The sequence below is a fragment of the Streptomyces yangpuensis genome (assembly GCF_001005295.1).
Taxonomy (GTDB): Bacteria; Actinomycetota; Actinomycetes; order Streptomycetales; family Streptomycetaceae; genus Streptomyces; species Streptomyces yangpuensis.
The window spans coordinates 189662-203519 of sequence record NZ_LBMK01000007.1 but is presented as its reverse complement, the minus strand read 5'-3'; the positions used below and the strand labels follow the sequence as shown (position 1 = coordinate 203519).

The 13858-nt window shown below is 71.0% G+C and carries 13 protein-coding genes; 2 read left to right on the top strand and 11 right to left on the bottom strand.

Annotation, left to right across the window (positions count from 1 at the left end):
• Positions 1–4 precede the first annotated feature (4 nt).
• On the bottom strand, positions 5–1678 hold the full coding sequence (gene murJ, locus AAT21_RS28660) for a murein biosynthesis integral membrane protein MurJ (RefSeq protein ID WP_412180352.1): 1674 nt from the start codon (positions 1676–1678) through the stop codon (positions 5–7).
• Positions 1675–2838 (bottom strand): lipid II:glycine glycyltransferase FemX, encoded by a 1164-nt coding sequence (locus tag AAT21_RS28655; RefSeq protein WP_046779849.1) that lies wholly within the window; start codon positions 2836–2838, stop codon positions 1675–1677. The genes murJ and AAT21_RS28655 overlap by 4 nt, the downstream gene beginning before the upstream one ends.
• Positions 2839–3062: 224 nt before the next feature.
• On the opposite strand from AAT21_RS28655, the gene AAT21_RS28650 reads away from it, so the two are divergent.
• Both AAT21_RS28650 and AAT21_RS28645 read left to right on the top strand, forming a co-directional pair.
• Positions 3063–4256: a L,D-transpeptidase gene (locus AAT21_RS28650; RefSeq protein ID WP_046779848.1), complete on the top strand. Its 1194-nt coding sequence runs from the start codon at positions 3063–3065 to the stop codon at positions 4254–4256.
• A 131-nt stretch (positions 4257–4387) separates the two neighbouring features.
• Positions 4388–5986, top strand: a complete 1599-nt coding sequence (locus AAT21_RS28645) for a CocE/NonD family hydrolase (protein ID WP_046779847.1) — start codon at positions 4388–4390, stop codon at positions 5984–5986.
• 43 nt (positions 5987–6029) lie between these two features.
• Here the strand turns inward: AAT21_RS28645 and AAT21_RS28640 are convergent, their stop codons facing one another.
• From AAT21_RS28640 to AAT21_RS28600, 9 genes are all read right to left on the bottom strand, one after another.
• Entirely contained in the window at positions 6030–6773 is a 744-nt protein-coding gene (locus AAT21_RS28640; RefSeq protein ID WP_046779846.1) for an amino acid ABC transporter ATP-binding protein, read from the bottom strand.
• A gap of 138 nt (positions 6774–6911) precedes the next feature.
• Positions 6912–7352 (bottom strand): DUF6278 family protein, encoded by a 441-nt coding sequence (locus AAT21_RS28635; protein WP_046779845.1) that lies wholly within the window; start codon positions 7350–7352, stop codon positions 6912–6914.
• 76 nt (positions 7353–7428) lie between these two features.
• A complete protein-coding gene (locus AAT21_RS28630; RefSeq protein WP_046779844.1) occupies positions 7429–8214 on the bottom strand; it encodes an exodeoxyribonuclease III in 786 nt (261 codons plus the stop codon).
• A gap of 36 nt (positions 8215–8250) precedes the next feature.
• A complete protein-coding gene (locus tag AAT21_RS28625; RefSeq protein WP_046779843.1) occupies positions 8251–8883 on the bottom strand; it encodes an MBL fold metallo-hydrolase in 633 nt (210 codons plus the stop codon).
• 58 nt (positions 8884–8941) lie between these two features.
• Entirely contained in the window at positions 8942–9535 is a 594-nt protein-coding gene (locus AAT21_RS28620; protein WP_046779842.1) for a hypothetical protein, read from the bottom strand.
• Positions 9532–10713: an ROK family glucokinase gene (locus tag AAT21_RS28615; RefSeq protein WP_046779841.1), complete on the bottom strand. Its 1182-nt coding sequence runs from the start codon at positions 10711–10713 to the stop codon at positions 9532–9534. Before AAT21_RS28615 ends, AAT21_RS28620 begins: the two co-directional genes overlap by 4 nt.
• Positions 10710–11669, bottom strand: a complete 960-nt coding sequence (locus AAT21_RS28610; protein WP_235439248.1) for an ATP-binding cassette domain-containing protein — start codon at positions 11667–11669, stop codon at positions 10710–10712. Before AAT21_RS28610 ends, AAT21_RS28615 begins: the two co-directional genes overlap by 4 nt.
• The gene (locus AAT21_RS28605) at positions 11636–12670 is read right to left on the bottom strand and encodes an ABC transporter permease (protein WP_046779840.1); all 1035 of its coding nucleotides are present in this window, start codon (positions 12668–12670) and stop codon (positions 11636–11638) included. The genes AAT21_RS28610 and AAT21_RS28605 overlap by 34 nt, the downstream gene beginning before the upstream one ends.
• Entirely contained in the window at positions 12667–13677 is a 1011-nt protein-coding gene (locus AAT21_RS28600) for a sugar ABC transporter substrate-binding protein (RefSeq protein WP_046779839.1), read from the bottom strand. The genes AAT21_RS28605 and AAT21_RS28600 overlap by 4 nt, the downstream gene beginning before the upstream one ends.
• Between the last annotated feature and the right edge of the window lie 181 nt (positions 13678–13858).

The following is a 13858-nucleotide window of genomic DNA, read 5'->3' as shown; positions in this document are numbered from 1 at the left end:
CCCGCTACCGGCCGGTCTTGCGCCGCAGGGAGTCCAGCAGGTCGGTGATCTCGGCCAGCCGCAGCGGCCGGGCGAGGAGTACGACGACCAGGGCGAGGGCCGCGGTTCCCGCTCCGACGGCGGCGAAGTCGCCGAAGCGTTCGGCGGCGCGGGCCGCCGCGTACGCCGCCGCGGCCGCGGGTGCGCAGGCCGCGAGCAGCCGCAGGTGGGTGCGTACGGCGGTGGTACGGCGTTCGGTGCGGCTGCCCGGGCGCGGGCCGAGCCTGCGGGAGAGGGCGTACCCGGTGGCGGCGGCGCCCGCGAGGAAGGCGACGGAGGAGGCGGCGGCCATGCCGGTGACCGCCCAGCGCGGGGAGAGCAGGAGGTAGGCGGCGGCCGACAGCGCGGCGTTCAGGGTGACGATGACGAGGTTGAGGAAGAAGGGGGTCCGGGTGTCGGAGAGCGCGTAGAAGCCGCGCGAGAGGACGTACTGCGCGGAGAAGGCGACCAGTCCGGGGGCGAAGGCCGCGAGCATGCCGGCCATGATCCCGATGTCGGCGGCGCCGGTGCGTCCGTAGCCGAAGACGCTGCCCATCACCCAGGGGGCGAGGGCGGCCATGAGGGTGGCGGCGGGAACGACGAGGGCGGCGCTGGAGCGCAGGGCGTAGGAGACGTCGCGGCGGACGGCGCCGAGGTCGCCGTCGGTGGCGGCGGAACTCATCCGCGGCATCAGGGCCGTGACGAGGGAGACGGTGATGATGCCCTGCGGGACGATCCAGAGCTGGTAGGCGTTGCTGTAGGCGGTGTAGCCGGCGCCGCCCGCGAGACCGGCGTCGACGGCGCGCTGGCCGGTGGCGGTGGAGAGCCGGGTGACGACCCAGTAGGCGATCTGGTTGGTGAGGACGAGCAGGACGGTCCAGCCCGCGTTGCGCAGGGGGCGGCCGAGGCCGCTGCCGCGCCAGTCGAAGCGGAGGCGCCAGCGGAAGCGGGCCGCGCGCAGCGAGGGGATCAGGGCGAGGGCCTGGACGACGATGCCCGCGGTGGTGCCGAGGCCCAGGAGCCGGGTCTCGGCGGCGGTGAGGCCGGTGGCGCCGTCGTGCGAGAGGTACAGGAACAGCCCGAAGACGGCGATGATGACGACGTTGTTGAGGACCGGGGTCCACATCATCGCGCCGAACCGGCCGCGGGAGTTCAGGACCTGCCCGAGGAGGGTGAAGAGCCCGTAGAAGAGGATCTGGGGCAGGCAGTACCGGGCCAGGGCCACGGTGGTGTCGGCCTGGGCGCCGCTGTAGCCGGTGTACGCCGAGACGATCAGCGGGGCGGCGATCACGGCGGTGGCGGTGAGGGCGACGAGGGCCGCGGTGCAGGCGGTGAGCAGCCGGTCGGTGTAGGCGGCGCCGCCGTCGGCGTGTTCCTTGGCGGCCCGGACCAGCTCGGGCACGAAGACGGCGTTGAGCGCGCCGCCGATGAGCAGGATGTAGATGATGTTCGGGACGGTGTTGGCGACGGCGTAGCCGTCGCCGAGCAGTCCGGTGCCCAGGGCCGCGACGACGACGGCGGAGCGGACGAAGCCAGTGGCGCGGGAGACGATCGAGCCGGCCGCCATGAGCGCGCCGCTGCGCAGCACCGAGGTCTTGCGCGGTGCTGCGTCGTCGGTGCCGGGGCCGGGGCCTGCCTGTCTGGTGTCGGTGGCCGTCACCGGCGGGCCAGGTAGGCCTGGAACGCCTTGTAGAGCGCCGCGTTGGCGACTCCGTCCATCGGGGTCTCCCATTCACCGAGCGTTTCGACGACCTGCCCGCCGGTGCCGAGCTTCCAGCGCAGCAGCCCGAAAGAACGTTCGTCGGGGTCAAGGGTGGAGGGTACCCCGCGCATGTCGTACTCGTCGGCGCCCAGGGTGTGTGCGTCGCGCATCATGCGCCACTGCAGGGCGTTGCTGGGCCGTACTTCGCGCCGGTGGTCGGCGGAGGCGCCGGTCTGGTACCAGACCCTGCTGCCGGTGCTGATCATGGTGTGGGCGGCGAGGATCTCGCCGCTGTGGACGGCGAGGTAGAGCCGCATCCGGCCGGGCTGTTCCTCGTTCAGGACGCGGTACTGCTGCTCGTAGTACGCGAGGGAGCGGCCGAGCCGGAAGCCGTCGCGCTCCTCGGTGATCCGCAGCAGCCGGTAGAACTCGGGCAGGTCGGCGGAAGTGCCGAGGACGGTCTCGACGCCGGCCTTGCCGGCCTTGCGCACGTTGCGCCGCCATTCCTGGTTGAGGCCGGACCACAGGTCGTCGAGGCTGCGTCCGGCGAGCGGAACGCGGAAGACGTGGCGGGGCTGGGCGTCGCCGTCGTCCTCGCCTCCGCAGCGCTTCCAGCCGCGGGTGCGCAGCCGGTCGGCGAGGGCGGCGCCCACGGGGTCTACCTCGGTGGCGAGGACGTCGGATATCTGGCGGCCCGTTCCGGTGCCGGCTTTGGCGGTGGCCGCGTCCCAGCGGCGGTAGGCGGGGCTGGGGCCGATGCGGACGGCGAAGGCGCCGGCGGCGCGCAGGTGGCGCATGAGCGGGTCCAGCCAGCGGTCGATGCGCGGGTCGGACCAGTCGGCGACGGGGCCTTCGGGCAGGTAGGCGAAGTATTTGCGGGTGCCGGGGAATTGCCGGTAGAGAACGAGGCCGGCACCTTCGATCTCGCCGCCCGGACAGTGCCATCCGACCATTTCCGAGCGCCAAAGGTCCTTCACCCGGCCCCATGACGGGTGCTGGAGAAAGCTCGCCGCGGGGCTCCTGGACAGGAAGGACTGGTATTCGGGGACGGACAGGGTGCGCACCCGGAGCTCGTGGTCCTGGTCCTGCCGGGCGGGGGTAACGAGCAGTGCGCACACGGCTGACGGCCTTCCTGATCGTCCTGAGGGGTCGTTCACAGGACTCTCACAGCCACCCGTGACCGAAGTGCGCGGCGAATGTGACCGGATGATGACCGTTTCGCTGCGGTCCACGTCACAAGAGAAAGAGAGATCTTTTCCGTGGTTTGTGCAACCTAAAGTCGTCCCGTTCTCATCCTCTTTTGCGAACGTTCGTCACCGCCACGACTCGAAGGGGCCCTTCGTTGAGCCGCACACGCCGCACCGCCATTGCGGGCACCGCATTCCTGGCCGCCGCGCTGACCGCCTGCTCGGGCGGGAGTGACGGTGGCAGCGACGACAAGGGCAAGGCGGAGTCGAAGCCGAAGGCGCCGATGGCTGTCTCGGTGAACCTCACGGGTGATCAGGTCAAGGCGGGCCAGCCGGTGACGGTGACCGTCGCCGAGGGCAAGCTGGCCCAGGTGAAGGTGACCGACGCCAAGGGTGCGGAGCTGCCCGGCAAGATAGCCGACGACGGGAAGACCTGGACCTCGGAGCGCAACGCCCCGCCCGGTGCGGAGTACAAGGTCGAGGCGCAGAACACCGACAGCCAGAGCGCCACCACGCAGTTCAAGACCGGCCCCGCCGACAAGGTGAACAAGGTCGCCATCAACATCTCCAAGGGCAGCACGGTGGGCGTTGCGATGCCCGTGTCCCTCGTCTTCGACAACCCGGTGACGAACAAGGCCGAGGTGGAGAAGCAGCTCAAGGTCACCACCTCGGACAACACCGAGGGCTCCTGGGGCTGGATGAAGGACCACGACGGCAAGGACCGCGTCGACTGGCGGCCGAAGGACTACTGGAAGTCCGGCACGGACGTGAAGGTCGACATGAAGCTGAACGGGGTGGACTCGGGCAAGGGCGGCGGGCTGTTCGCCCGCGACTACAACACCGAGTTCAAGATCGGCAAGGACCGCCGGGTCCAGGTCAGCCTGGACACGAAGAAGCTGACGGTGACCGAGAACGGCCAGGCGCAGAAGGCGATCCCGATCTCGGCCGGCACGCCCGGCGGCAAGAAGGCCTCCTGGTCCGGGAAGATGGTGATCATGACCAAGGAGGGCACCATCCGGATGGACTCCCAGACCGTGGGCCTGGACAACGCCTACGACAAGATGGTCGATTACTCGATGCGGCTGACCTGGTCGGGCATGTACGCCCACGCAGCCCCGTGGAACGCAGCCAACTTCGGCCGCACCAACAGCAGTTCCGGCTGCGTGGGAATGAGCGACGCCGACGCCAAGGAGTTCTTCGGGCAGTCCCAGGTCGGCGACCTCTTCGAGGTGGTCGGCGAGGGCTCGAAGGGGCAGCCGCCGATCGGCAACGGCTACGGCGAGTGGAACCTCTCCTGGGACGAGTGGAAGACCAAGAGCGCGCTGTCCGGCGCCCCGCAGAACGGCTGACCTGCGGACCTCGCCTCCTGACTCTCGTTCAATTGTTACCACCACGTAACTTACCGACGGGTTACCTTCGGTAAGCCGCTCCCGTTACCGTCGGGTCACTTTCCGGACCCGGTGCACGCGAGGAGCGACCGATGGAACGCACCACCACCGCCGCAGCCGTGGCGGCACTCCTGGCGGCGACCGCCCTGGGCCTGGCCCCCCACCAGGCCCAGGCGGCTCCCGCGCCCGCCGCGGCGACCGCTGCCCCCACCGCGCAGACCGCCGCCGCGGACCTGCGCTTTCACGACATCCCCGGCTCCGGCGGCATCACCCTCAAGGGCAACGTCTTCACCCCGGACGGCGCCACGACCGGCCGGAAGTATCCGCTGATCGTGCTGCCCACCAGCTGGGGCATGCCGCAGATCGAATACATCGCCCAGGCCAAGAAGCTCGCCGACTCCGGCTATGTCGTGGTCAGTTACACCTCCCGCGGCTTCTGGCTCTCCGGCGGGCAGATCGAGGTGGCCGGGCCGCCGGACGTCGCGGATGTCTCGGCCGTCATCGACTGGGCCCTCGCCAACACCCCCGCCGACGCGGACCGCATCGGCCTCGGCGGGGTCTCGTACGGCGCCGGCATCATCCTGCTGGCCTCCGCGCACGACCCGCGCGTCAAGGCCGTGGTCGCCATGAGCGGCTGGGCCGACCTCATCGAATCCATCTACTCGGGCCGCACCCAGCACCGCCAGGCCGCCGGGCTGCTCGGCGCCGCCGGCTACCTCACCGGCCGCCCCGGACCCGAACTCCAGTCGCTCCTCGGCGACTTCCTCGGCTCCCGGCTGGACCGCGAGGCGCAGATGATCGAGTGGGGCAGGAAGCGGTCGGCCGCCGAACAGGTGGACCGGATCAACGCCAACGGCGCGGCGATCATGCTCGGCAACGCCTGGGGCGACACGGTCTTCCCGCCCAACCAGTACGCGAAGTTCTACGAGCGGCTGACCGGCCCCAAGCGGCTGGAGTTCCGCCCGGGCGACCACGCCACCGCCGAGGGCACCGGTCTGCTCGGCCTGCCCAACGACACCTGGACCAACGCCCACCGCTGGTTCGACCGCCACCTCAAGGGCGAACGCAACGGCATCGACACCGAGGCCCCGGTACAGATCAAGTCCCGCGGCGACGGCGGATACGAGGGCTACCCCGACTGGGCGTCGGTGGGCTCCGGCGGCACCGAGAAGCTCCCGCTCACCGACAGCGAGCACCTCTTCGCGAACGTCGACTCCGGGGCCAACGGCGGCGTCGTGATCCTCTCCAGCGTCCTCGACCAGTTCTTCAAGGCGCCCCCGGTCGCCTCGATCCCGCTGCTCCCCCGCTCCTTCGCCGCCGTCTGGCAGTCCGGGCGCCACGACGAGGCCCGCCGTATCCGCGGCACCGTCAAGCTGCACACCACCGTCACGCCCACCAAGAGCGACGGCACCTTCGTCGCGTACCTCTACGACGTCGGCCCGCTCGGCATCGGCAAGCTGGTCAGCAACGCCCCGTACACCTTCCACGGCAAGGCCCCGGGCCGGGCCTTCGGCGTGGACCTGGAGCTCTTCTCCACCGCCTACGACGTGCCCGCGGGCCACCGGCTCGCCCTCGTCGTCGACACCGTCGACCCGCTCTACATCGAGCACAACCCCACCGGCGCGCAGCTGACCTTCTCCTCGCCCGCGGGCGACCCCAGTTACGTCTCGGTGCCGCTGCGCGAGCAGTGATCCACGGCGGCGGCCGGGCCTGGGCGGCCCGCTCCCGGGCTCCTCAGTGCTTGAGGATCTTGGAGAGGAAGTCCTTGGCCCGGTCGCTCTCCGGGGCGGTGAAGAACTCCTCGGGGCTCCGGTCCTCGACGATCCGGCCGTCCGCCATGAACACCACGCGGTTGGCAGCGGAGCGCGCGAAGCCCATCTCGTGGGTGACCACGACCATGGTCATGCCCTCCTGGGCGAGCTGCCGCATGACCTCCAGCACCTCGTTGATCATCTCCGGGTCCAGTGCGGAGGTGGGCTCGTCGAAGAGCAGGGCCTTGGGGTCCATGGCGAGGGCGCGGGCGATGGCCACGCGCTGCTGCTGGCCGCCGGAGAGCTGGGCGGGGAACTTGTCGGCCTGGTCGGCGAGGCCGACCCGTTCCAGAAGCTCCCGGGAGCGCCGGTCCGCCTCGCGCTTGCCCCGCCCGCGGACCTTGACCTGCGCGAGGGAGACGTTGGCAAGAACGGTCTTGTGCGCGAAGAGGTTGAAGGACTGGAAGACCATCCCCACCTCGGCGCGCAGCCGGGCCAGGTCCTTCCCCTCGGCGGGCAGCGGTTCCCCGTCGATCAGGATCGTGCCGGACTCGACGGTCTCCAGCCGGTTGATCGCCCGGCACAGGGTGGACTTCCCGGAGCCGGAGGGGCCGATGACCACCACCACCTCCCCGCGGCCGACGGTGAGGCTGATGTCCCGCAGCACGTGCAGCGGTCCGAAGTGCTTGTTGACGTCCCGCAGCTCGATCAACGGATCGACGGCCATGCGCTGCCCTGCCCACTCGGTGTCGGATGCCGGTCAGCGCAAACTATCCAGCGGCGGAAGGGCACTTCGCCGCGACACGCCGCCGACCGCCGCCGACCACTGCCGGCCCCGGCCGGCCGCCGCCGGCGTCCGGCGCTGTCAGCCCTCGGAGGCCTCCGCGTACGCCTGGCTGAGCTCGGGGGAACCGGTCATCGCCCAGGACACCCCCGACTCGATCACGTTCAGCTCCCGGCCCGAGGCCAGGCGGATCACCGGCTGGCCGTTGGGCCACACCTGCCAGGCGGTGCCCGGGACGGTCCGGACGATCACGGTGCCGAGGTAGAAGCCCGCGTCGTTGCCGAGCCAGGGCACCACCTCGGGGTCCCGCCGCCAGCGGGGCATGAGCTGGTCGAGGGCCTCCAACGAGGCGGGGCTCCCGTCGAGTTCCAGCCCGGCCGCCCGTGCGTGGACCCGCAGCATCTCGCACTCCGCGAACAACTCGGCGACGCCCTCGGGATCGTCCACGAGGGCGGCCGCGAGCCCCGCACCCTGTTCCGTTTCACGCCGGTTCAGCCAGTTGTCCAGGAAAGGGATGTTCATACCGCCCAGCGTCGCACCAGGATCCGCCGGTGGCCACAGGGCGCGCCTGGGCCGTTTCGGCGGGCCGTGCCCCTGCCTACCGGTCGAGATCGAGGTCGACGACGACCGGTGCGTGGTCGGAGGCGCCCTTGCCCTTGCGCTCCTCGCGGTCGACGTAGGCGTCGGTGACGGCCTTGGTGAAGGGCTCGTTGCCGTAGACCAGGTCGATGCGCATGCCCTTGTTCTTGGGGAAGGCGAGCATCCGGTAGTCCCAGAAGGTGTACGGGCGGTCGTACTTCAGCGCGCGCGGGAAGACGTCCGAGAGGCCTGCGGCGCGCAGCGCCTCCAGGGCGGCCCGCTCGGCCGGGGTGACGTGCGTGAGTCCCGCGAAGACGGCCGGGTCGTACACGTCCTCGTCGGTCGGCGCCACGTTGAAGTCGCCGAGCACGGCGAAGGGGCGCGGGCCGGCCGCGTCCTCGGCGACGGCCGTGGCCAGGGAGCGGAACCAGTCCAGCTTGTAGCCGTAGTGGTCGTGCTCGACCTCCCGGCCGTTGGGCACGTACACCGACCAGACCCGGACCCCGCCGCAGGTGGCGGAGATCGCCCGGGGCTCCTGGACGCCCTCGTAGTCGGGGCCGCCGGGCAGGCCCGTGACCACGTCGTCCAGGCCGACCTTGGAGAGGAGGGCCACGCCGTTCCAGCGGCCGGTGGCGTTGACCGCGGCCTCGTAGCCCAGCTCGCGCAGCTGCTCGTGCGGGAACTGCTCCGCCGAGCACTTGGTCTCCTGGATGCACACGACATCGGTGCCGGAGCTCTCCAGCCAGGCCAGCAGGCGCGGCAGCCGGGCGGTGATGGAGTTGACGTTGTAGGTGGCGATACGCATACCTGCCAACCTACCGCCCGGCACCGACAGCGGCCGTTACAGCTCGGCGCTGTCCCCGGCGGTGAGGCGCCCGTGGTCGGTGCCGCCCAGCTTGTCCAGAGCGAAGTCGTAGATCGGCCGGGCGATGTCGGCGAGGTAGGCGTCGTGGATGTCGAGGGCCCGGCGCGGCCCCACCTCGCGCAGGTAGTCGATCACCTCGGAGACCTTGTTCCAGGGTGCGTGCACCGGCACCATCAGGGTCTCCACCGGGACCCCGGGCACGGTCAGCGCGTCGCCGGGGTGGAAGAGGGATCCGTCGACGAGGTAGCCGACGTTGGTGACCCGCGGGATGTCCGGGTGGATCACGGCGTGCAGCTCGCCGTGCACCTGTACCTCGAACCCGGCCGCGGTGAAGGTGTCGCCGTGACCGACGGTGTGCACCCGGCCCGGGTAGGCGGGGGCGAGCCGCTCGGCGACGCTGCGCAGGGTCCACAGCCGGGCCGCCGGGTTCGCGTCGAGGGCGGCCCGCAGCCGCCCCTCCTCGAAGTGGTCGGGGTGTTCGTGCGTGACCAGCAGGGCGTCCGCCCCCAGGCCCGCGTCCGGTTCGCTGAAGGCGCCCGGGTCGATGACGAGCGTGCGCCCGTCCTTCTCCAGCTGGACGCAGGAGTGCAGCCGCTTGGTGAGCTTCATGATCCCAGGCTAGTGCTGTGGCCGGAAAGGTTTGCCGGGGCACGGGGTGCCCGCCGGCTTACGGGGTGGTCGTGGAGACCACGTAGACCTTGGGGTGCTCGGGGTCCGTCAGGTCCACCGTGATGTCCCGGCTGGGTCGCGGGTCGTCCTGCTCCAGGCTGGTCCCGTACCAGGTGGCGCGGGGGCTCCAGCTCCAGCCCGCGACCTCGGAGTCGTGGGGGGAGATGGTGACCGCCCCGGCGACCAGCTCGGCGCGGCTGGTGCCGACGGAGGCGAGGAAGCCGTCCAGGTCGGCCGGGGTCACCGCGAACTGGGTGAAGAGCCGGCTGGTGCGCCAGTTGTTGGTCTCCAGGAAGCCGACCTTCCAGGCCTTCGCCGGGATCGGCACCTCGTAGATGCTGCGCTGCACCCTGGAGGGCCAGCCGGGGCGCACCGTGGACGCGCCGACCTTGGCGGCCTTGTCGCGTCCGCTCTCCCGGCTCTGCTGGGTGGAGATCGCGAGGTAGCCCGCGGGCACGCCGATCAGCAGGACGATGATGATCGCGGTGATCCAGCGCCGCTTGACGACGTGCCGGCGGTCCTCGGGGGTGGGCTGCGGCGTGCCGCCCTCGTCGGGGGCGGAGGCCTGGTGGGGCAGGGTGGGCGGGTTCACGACTGGGGGTCGTCCTTGGAGTCCGTGGGGGCGGCGGTCTCGCGCCTGCGGCCCAGCTGGCCGAGCTGCGCGTAGCGCTCGTAGCGCTCGACCCGTCGGCGGGTGGCGCGGCGGAAGCGCCGGGCGACGAGCCGGGCGAGGTCGGCGGCGCCGACCATACCGGCCTCGGGGCCGAGCTGGGCCTTGGCGATACGGGCCTCGGGACGGTAGCCGCGGCCGGTGAGGTGGCGGCGGAAGGCGTCCCGGGCGGGGCCGATCAGCAGGTCGTCGGCGGCGCTGACGCCGCCGCCGATGACGAAGCAGGACGGGTCGAGGGCGGCGGCGAGGTTGGCGATGCCGACGCCGAGCCACTGGCCGATGTCCTGGAGCAGCTCGACGCACATGGCGTCGCCCTCGCGGGCCAGCTCGGTGATCAGCGGCCCGGTGATCTCGGAGACGTTCCCGCCGACCCTGGCGATGATGTTGTACGCGACCGGGGAGTCGGCGGCGGCCAGTTCGCGGGCCTCGCGCACCAGGGCGTTGCCGGAACTGTACTGCTCCCAGCAGCCGCGGTTGCCGCAGGGGCAGCGGTGGCCGCCGGGGACGACCTGCATGTGGCCGAACTCGCCGGCGACCCCGTACCGGCCGCGTTTGACCTGGCCGCCCTCGAGGATGGCGCCGCCGATGCCGGTGCCGAGCGTGATCATGACGAGGTGGTCCTCGCCACGTCCGGCGCCGAAGCGCCATTCCGCCCAGGCGGCGGTGTTGGCGTCGTTGTCGACCATGACGGGGACCGCGAGCCGGGACTGCAGGGCGTCGCGCAGGGGCTCGTCTCGCCAGGCCAGGTGGGGTGCGAAGAGGACCCGGGAGCGGTCGGCGTCGACCCAGCCGGCCGCTCCGATGCCGACGGCGTGCACGTCGTGCCGGTCGGAGAGGTCCAGCACGAGCTCGACGATGGTGTCCTCGACGACCTTGGGGCTCTTGGACTTGTCCGGGGTCTCGGTGCGGATCTTCTCGAGGATGACGCCGTCGGCGTCGACGACCCCGGCCATCACCTTGGTGCCGCCGATGTCGATGCCGACGGTCGGGACGCGTGGGGCGGTCAGGTGCGACCGCCGCTCGCGGGTCCCGATGGTGCGCAGGACGGTGCCTCGCGCCGACCCCCGGTGGGTGAGCGTGAAGTCCCGGTACGTGCTCATCGAGTCGTGTCGTCCCTCTTGGGTGCGGTGGTGCGGGAGGCCCGGTCGGCCGGGCCCGCCGGTGCGGTGCGGCCGGCTCCGCGGGCCGTGGCGTCCGTGACGCCCGGTCCCGATTCTGCCACCCGCTCCAGTTCGTGGCTCAGTTCGTCGAGCTCGGAGCCGCCCGCCATCTGGCGGGTGAGCTCGTCCAGGGTGATCGAGTCACGGGTGTGACTGCCCGCCATGGCGCCGCGCTTGAGCAGCACGAAGCGGTCCCCGACCAGGTACGCGTGGTGCGGATTGTGGGTGATCAGGACCACACCGAGACCGGCGTCACGGGCCGCGGCGACGTACTTGAGGACCACGCCGGACTGCTTGACGCCGAGGGCGGCGGTCGGCTCGTCGAGGACGAGGACCTTCGCCCCGAAGTAGACGGCGCGGGCGATGGCCACGCACTGCCGCTCCCCGCCGGACAGGGTGCCGATGGGCTGGTCCACGTCGCGCAGGTCGATGCCCATGCGCAGCAGCTCGTCGCGGGTGGTGCGGCGCATGAAGTCCACGTCGAGGCGGCGCAGGGGGCCGCGGCCCTTCGTCGGCTCGGAGCCGAGGAAGAAGTTGCGCCAGACGGGCATGAGCGGGACCACGGCGAGGTCCTGGTAGACGGTCGCGATGCCGTGGTCGAGGGCCGCGCGCGGGTTGGCGAGCACGGTCTGCGCGCCCTCGATCTCGAAGGTGCCGGCGTCGTGCCGGTGCAACCCGGCGATGATCTTGATGAGGGTGGACTTGCCCGCGCCGTTGTCGCCGAGGACACAGGTGATCTCGCCCGCGGAGACCTCCAGGGAGACGTCCTGGAGGGCGCGGATGTTGCCGTAGTACTTGGCCACGCCGGTCAGCTTCACCAGGGCGGTCGTCGCGTCCGGAGTCGTGGTGGTGCTGTCGGTGGTCACTTGCTCGCCTCCGCCCGCTTGCGGACCCATGCGTTGAGCAGCGTGGCCAGCAGGAGCATCGCGCCGAGGAAGAACTTGAACCAGTCCGGGTTCCACTGGGCGTACACGATGCCGTTGCTGGTCATGCCGAAGATGAAGGCGCCGACCGCGGAGCCGATGGCGGAGCCGTAGCCGCCGGTCATCAGACAGCCGCCGATGACGGCCGCGATGATGTAGAGGAACTCGTTGCCCACCCCCTCGCCCGACTGGACCACGTCGAAGGAGAAGAGGATGTGCTGGCCGGAGATCCAGGCGCACAGGGCGACGCCCATGTACAGGCCGATACGGGTCTTCACGACGGGCACGCCGACCGCGCGGGCCGCGTCCGCCCCGCCGCCCACGGCGAAGATCCAGTTGCCGGCGCGGGTGCGCAGCAGGATCCACGTGGCCACGGCGACCAGGGCCAGCCACCACAGGACGGTGACCTGCAGGGTGACCGAGCCGATCTCCCACTTGGAGGCGAAGACGGCGCGGGCGGAGGGGAAGCCCTCCATGTCGGCGATGGACTTGGTGGAGACCGTGCCGCTGATCAGCTTGGTGAAGCCGAGGTTCAGGCCGGTCAGCATCAGGAAGGTGCCGAGCGTGATGATGAAGCTGGGCAGCTCGGTGCGGGTCAGCATGAAGCCGTTGAAGAAGCCGATGGCCAGGGTGACCAGCAGGGACACTCCGACGCCAACCCAGACGTTGGCGGTCATCTGGTAGCTGAACATAGAGCTCACCAGGGCCGAGGTCGTGACCATGACACCCGCGGAGAGGTCGAACTCGCCGCCGATCATCAGCATCGCCACGGGGGCCGCCATGATCCCGATGGTGGAGGCCGAGTACAGGATCGTGCTGAGGCTGGAGGCCTGGAGGAAGGTGGGGGCGGCGATGGAGAAGAAGACGAAGACGGCGACGGCCCCGACCACCGCGCCCAGCTCGGGCCGCCCCAGCAGCCGGCGGACCAGGGAGGTCGGCGCGAGCCGTTCGTCGACGGCGGTGGCGGCGCTCATCGGCTGCCCCGCCGGATGTACTCCTCCAGCTCGGCGGCCTCGGCGGCGGTGACGATCTGCGGTCCGGTGAGCACCGGGCGGCCGCCGCCGAGCACGTCCGCGTTGTAGCGGTAGAGCCAGAGCAGGTCGACAGCCTCGTACCCCTGCAGGTAGGGCTGCTGGTCCACGGCGAAGCCGAGGGCGCCGGACTTCAGGTCGCGGGCCACCGAGTCGTTGAGGTCGAAGGTGTCGACCTCGGCCTTGCTCCCGGCGGCCTCCTTGGCCTTGACCGCGGTGGGGGCGAACGGTGCGCCGAGGGTGAGGATCGCGTCGACGGAGGGGTCCGCCTGGAGTTTGGCCTGGATCGCCGCCTGGACGGAGGGCATGTTCGTGCCCTCGACGTACAGGTTCTCCATCGTCCCGGAGAAGGTCTTCTTCGCGCCGGCGCAGCGCTGCTCGTGGCCGACGTTGCCCTGCTCGTGCAGGACGCAGATCGTCTTCTTGCGGCCCCGCTTGTTCAGCTCGCTGCCGACGGCCTCGCCCGCGATCGTCTCGTCCTGGCCGATGTGGGTGAGCGCCCCGTACGCGGCGGACTGGGCGGACCCGGAGTTGACCGTGATCACCGGGATGCCGGCCTTGACGGCCTTGGCGACGACGTCCTTGAGGGCTTCCGGCTTGGCGAGGCTGACGATGATCCCGTCGACCTTCTGGTCGATGGCGTTCTGCACGAACTGCGCCTGCTGCTGCGCCTGGTCGTCGTGGGCGTAGACGAAGTTGATGTTGTCCTTGGCCGCGGCCTCCTTGGCGCCCTTCTGGACGATGTCCCAGAAGGTGTCGCCGTCGCCCGCGTGGGTCACCATCGCGAAGGTCCAGCGCGGGGTGGAGACGGCGGGGCGGCCCGCCTCGGCGGCCTTCGCCCGCTCCTCGGCGCGCTTGCCGCCGGTGCTGCTGCACCCTGCGAGCGAGGCCCCCAGTACCGTCGCGAGCACGGCGCCCACGACGCGTACCCCTGTCCGAACCCTAGCCACGTCGCCGCGCCCTTCCCTCGTCCGTCTCGTCCGTCGTCCCGGCTGTCATGCCGTCCGTCATCATTCGGTCATTCCGGTGTCAGCCGCCCAGTATCCGCCACAGTGGACCATGAAGGGCCATCGGGGCATGCACCCGCAGACCGGCACGACGCGATCGCAGATCAGCACGGGAAATCCTCAA

Bases quoted from the DNA above. Each gene is read 5' to 3' on its own strand.
- AAT21_RS28645 (WP_046779847.1), top strand. From the start codon at position 4,388: ATGGAACGCACCACCACCGCCGCAGCCGTGGCGGCACTCCTGGCGGCG.
- AAT21_RS28640 (WP_046779846.1), bottom strand. From the start codon at position 6,773: ATGGCCGTCGATCCGTTGATCGAGCTGCGGGACGTCAACAAGCACTTC.
- AAT21_RS28635 (WP_046779845.1), bottom strand. From the start codon at position 7,352: ATGAACATCCCTTTCCTGGACAACTGGCTGAACCGGCGTGAAACGGAA.
- AAT21_RS28630 (WP_046779844.1), bottom strand. From the start codon at position 8,214: ATGCGTATCGCCACCTACAACGTCAACTCCATCACCGCCCGGCTGCCG.
- AAT21_RS28625 (WP_046779843.1), bottom strand. From the start codon at position 8,883: ATGAAGCTCACCAAGCGGCTGCACTCCTGCGTCCAGCTGGAGAAGGAC.
- AAT21_RS28615 (WP_046779841.1), bottom strand. From the start codon at position 10,713: ATGAGCACGTACCGGGACTTCACGCTCACCCACCGGGGGTCGGCGCGA.
- AAT21_RS28610 (WP_235439248.1), bottom strand. From the start codon at position 11,669: ATGGGTCCGCAAGCGGGCGGAGGCGAGCAAGTGACCACCGACAGCACC.
- AAT21_RS28605 (WP_046779840.1), bottom strand. From the start codon at position 12,670: ATGAGCGCCGCCACCGCCGTCGACGAACGGCTCGCGCCGACCTCCCTG.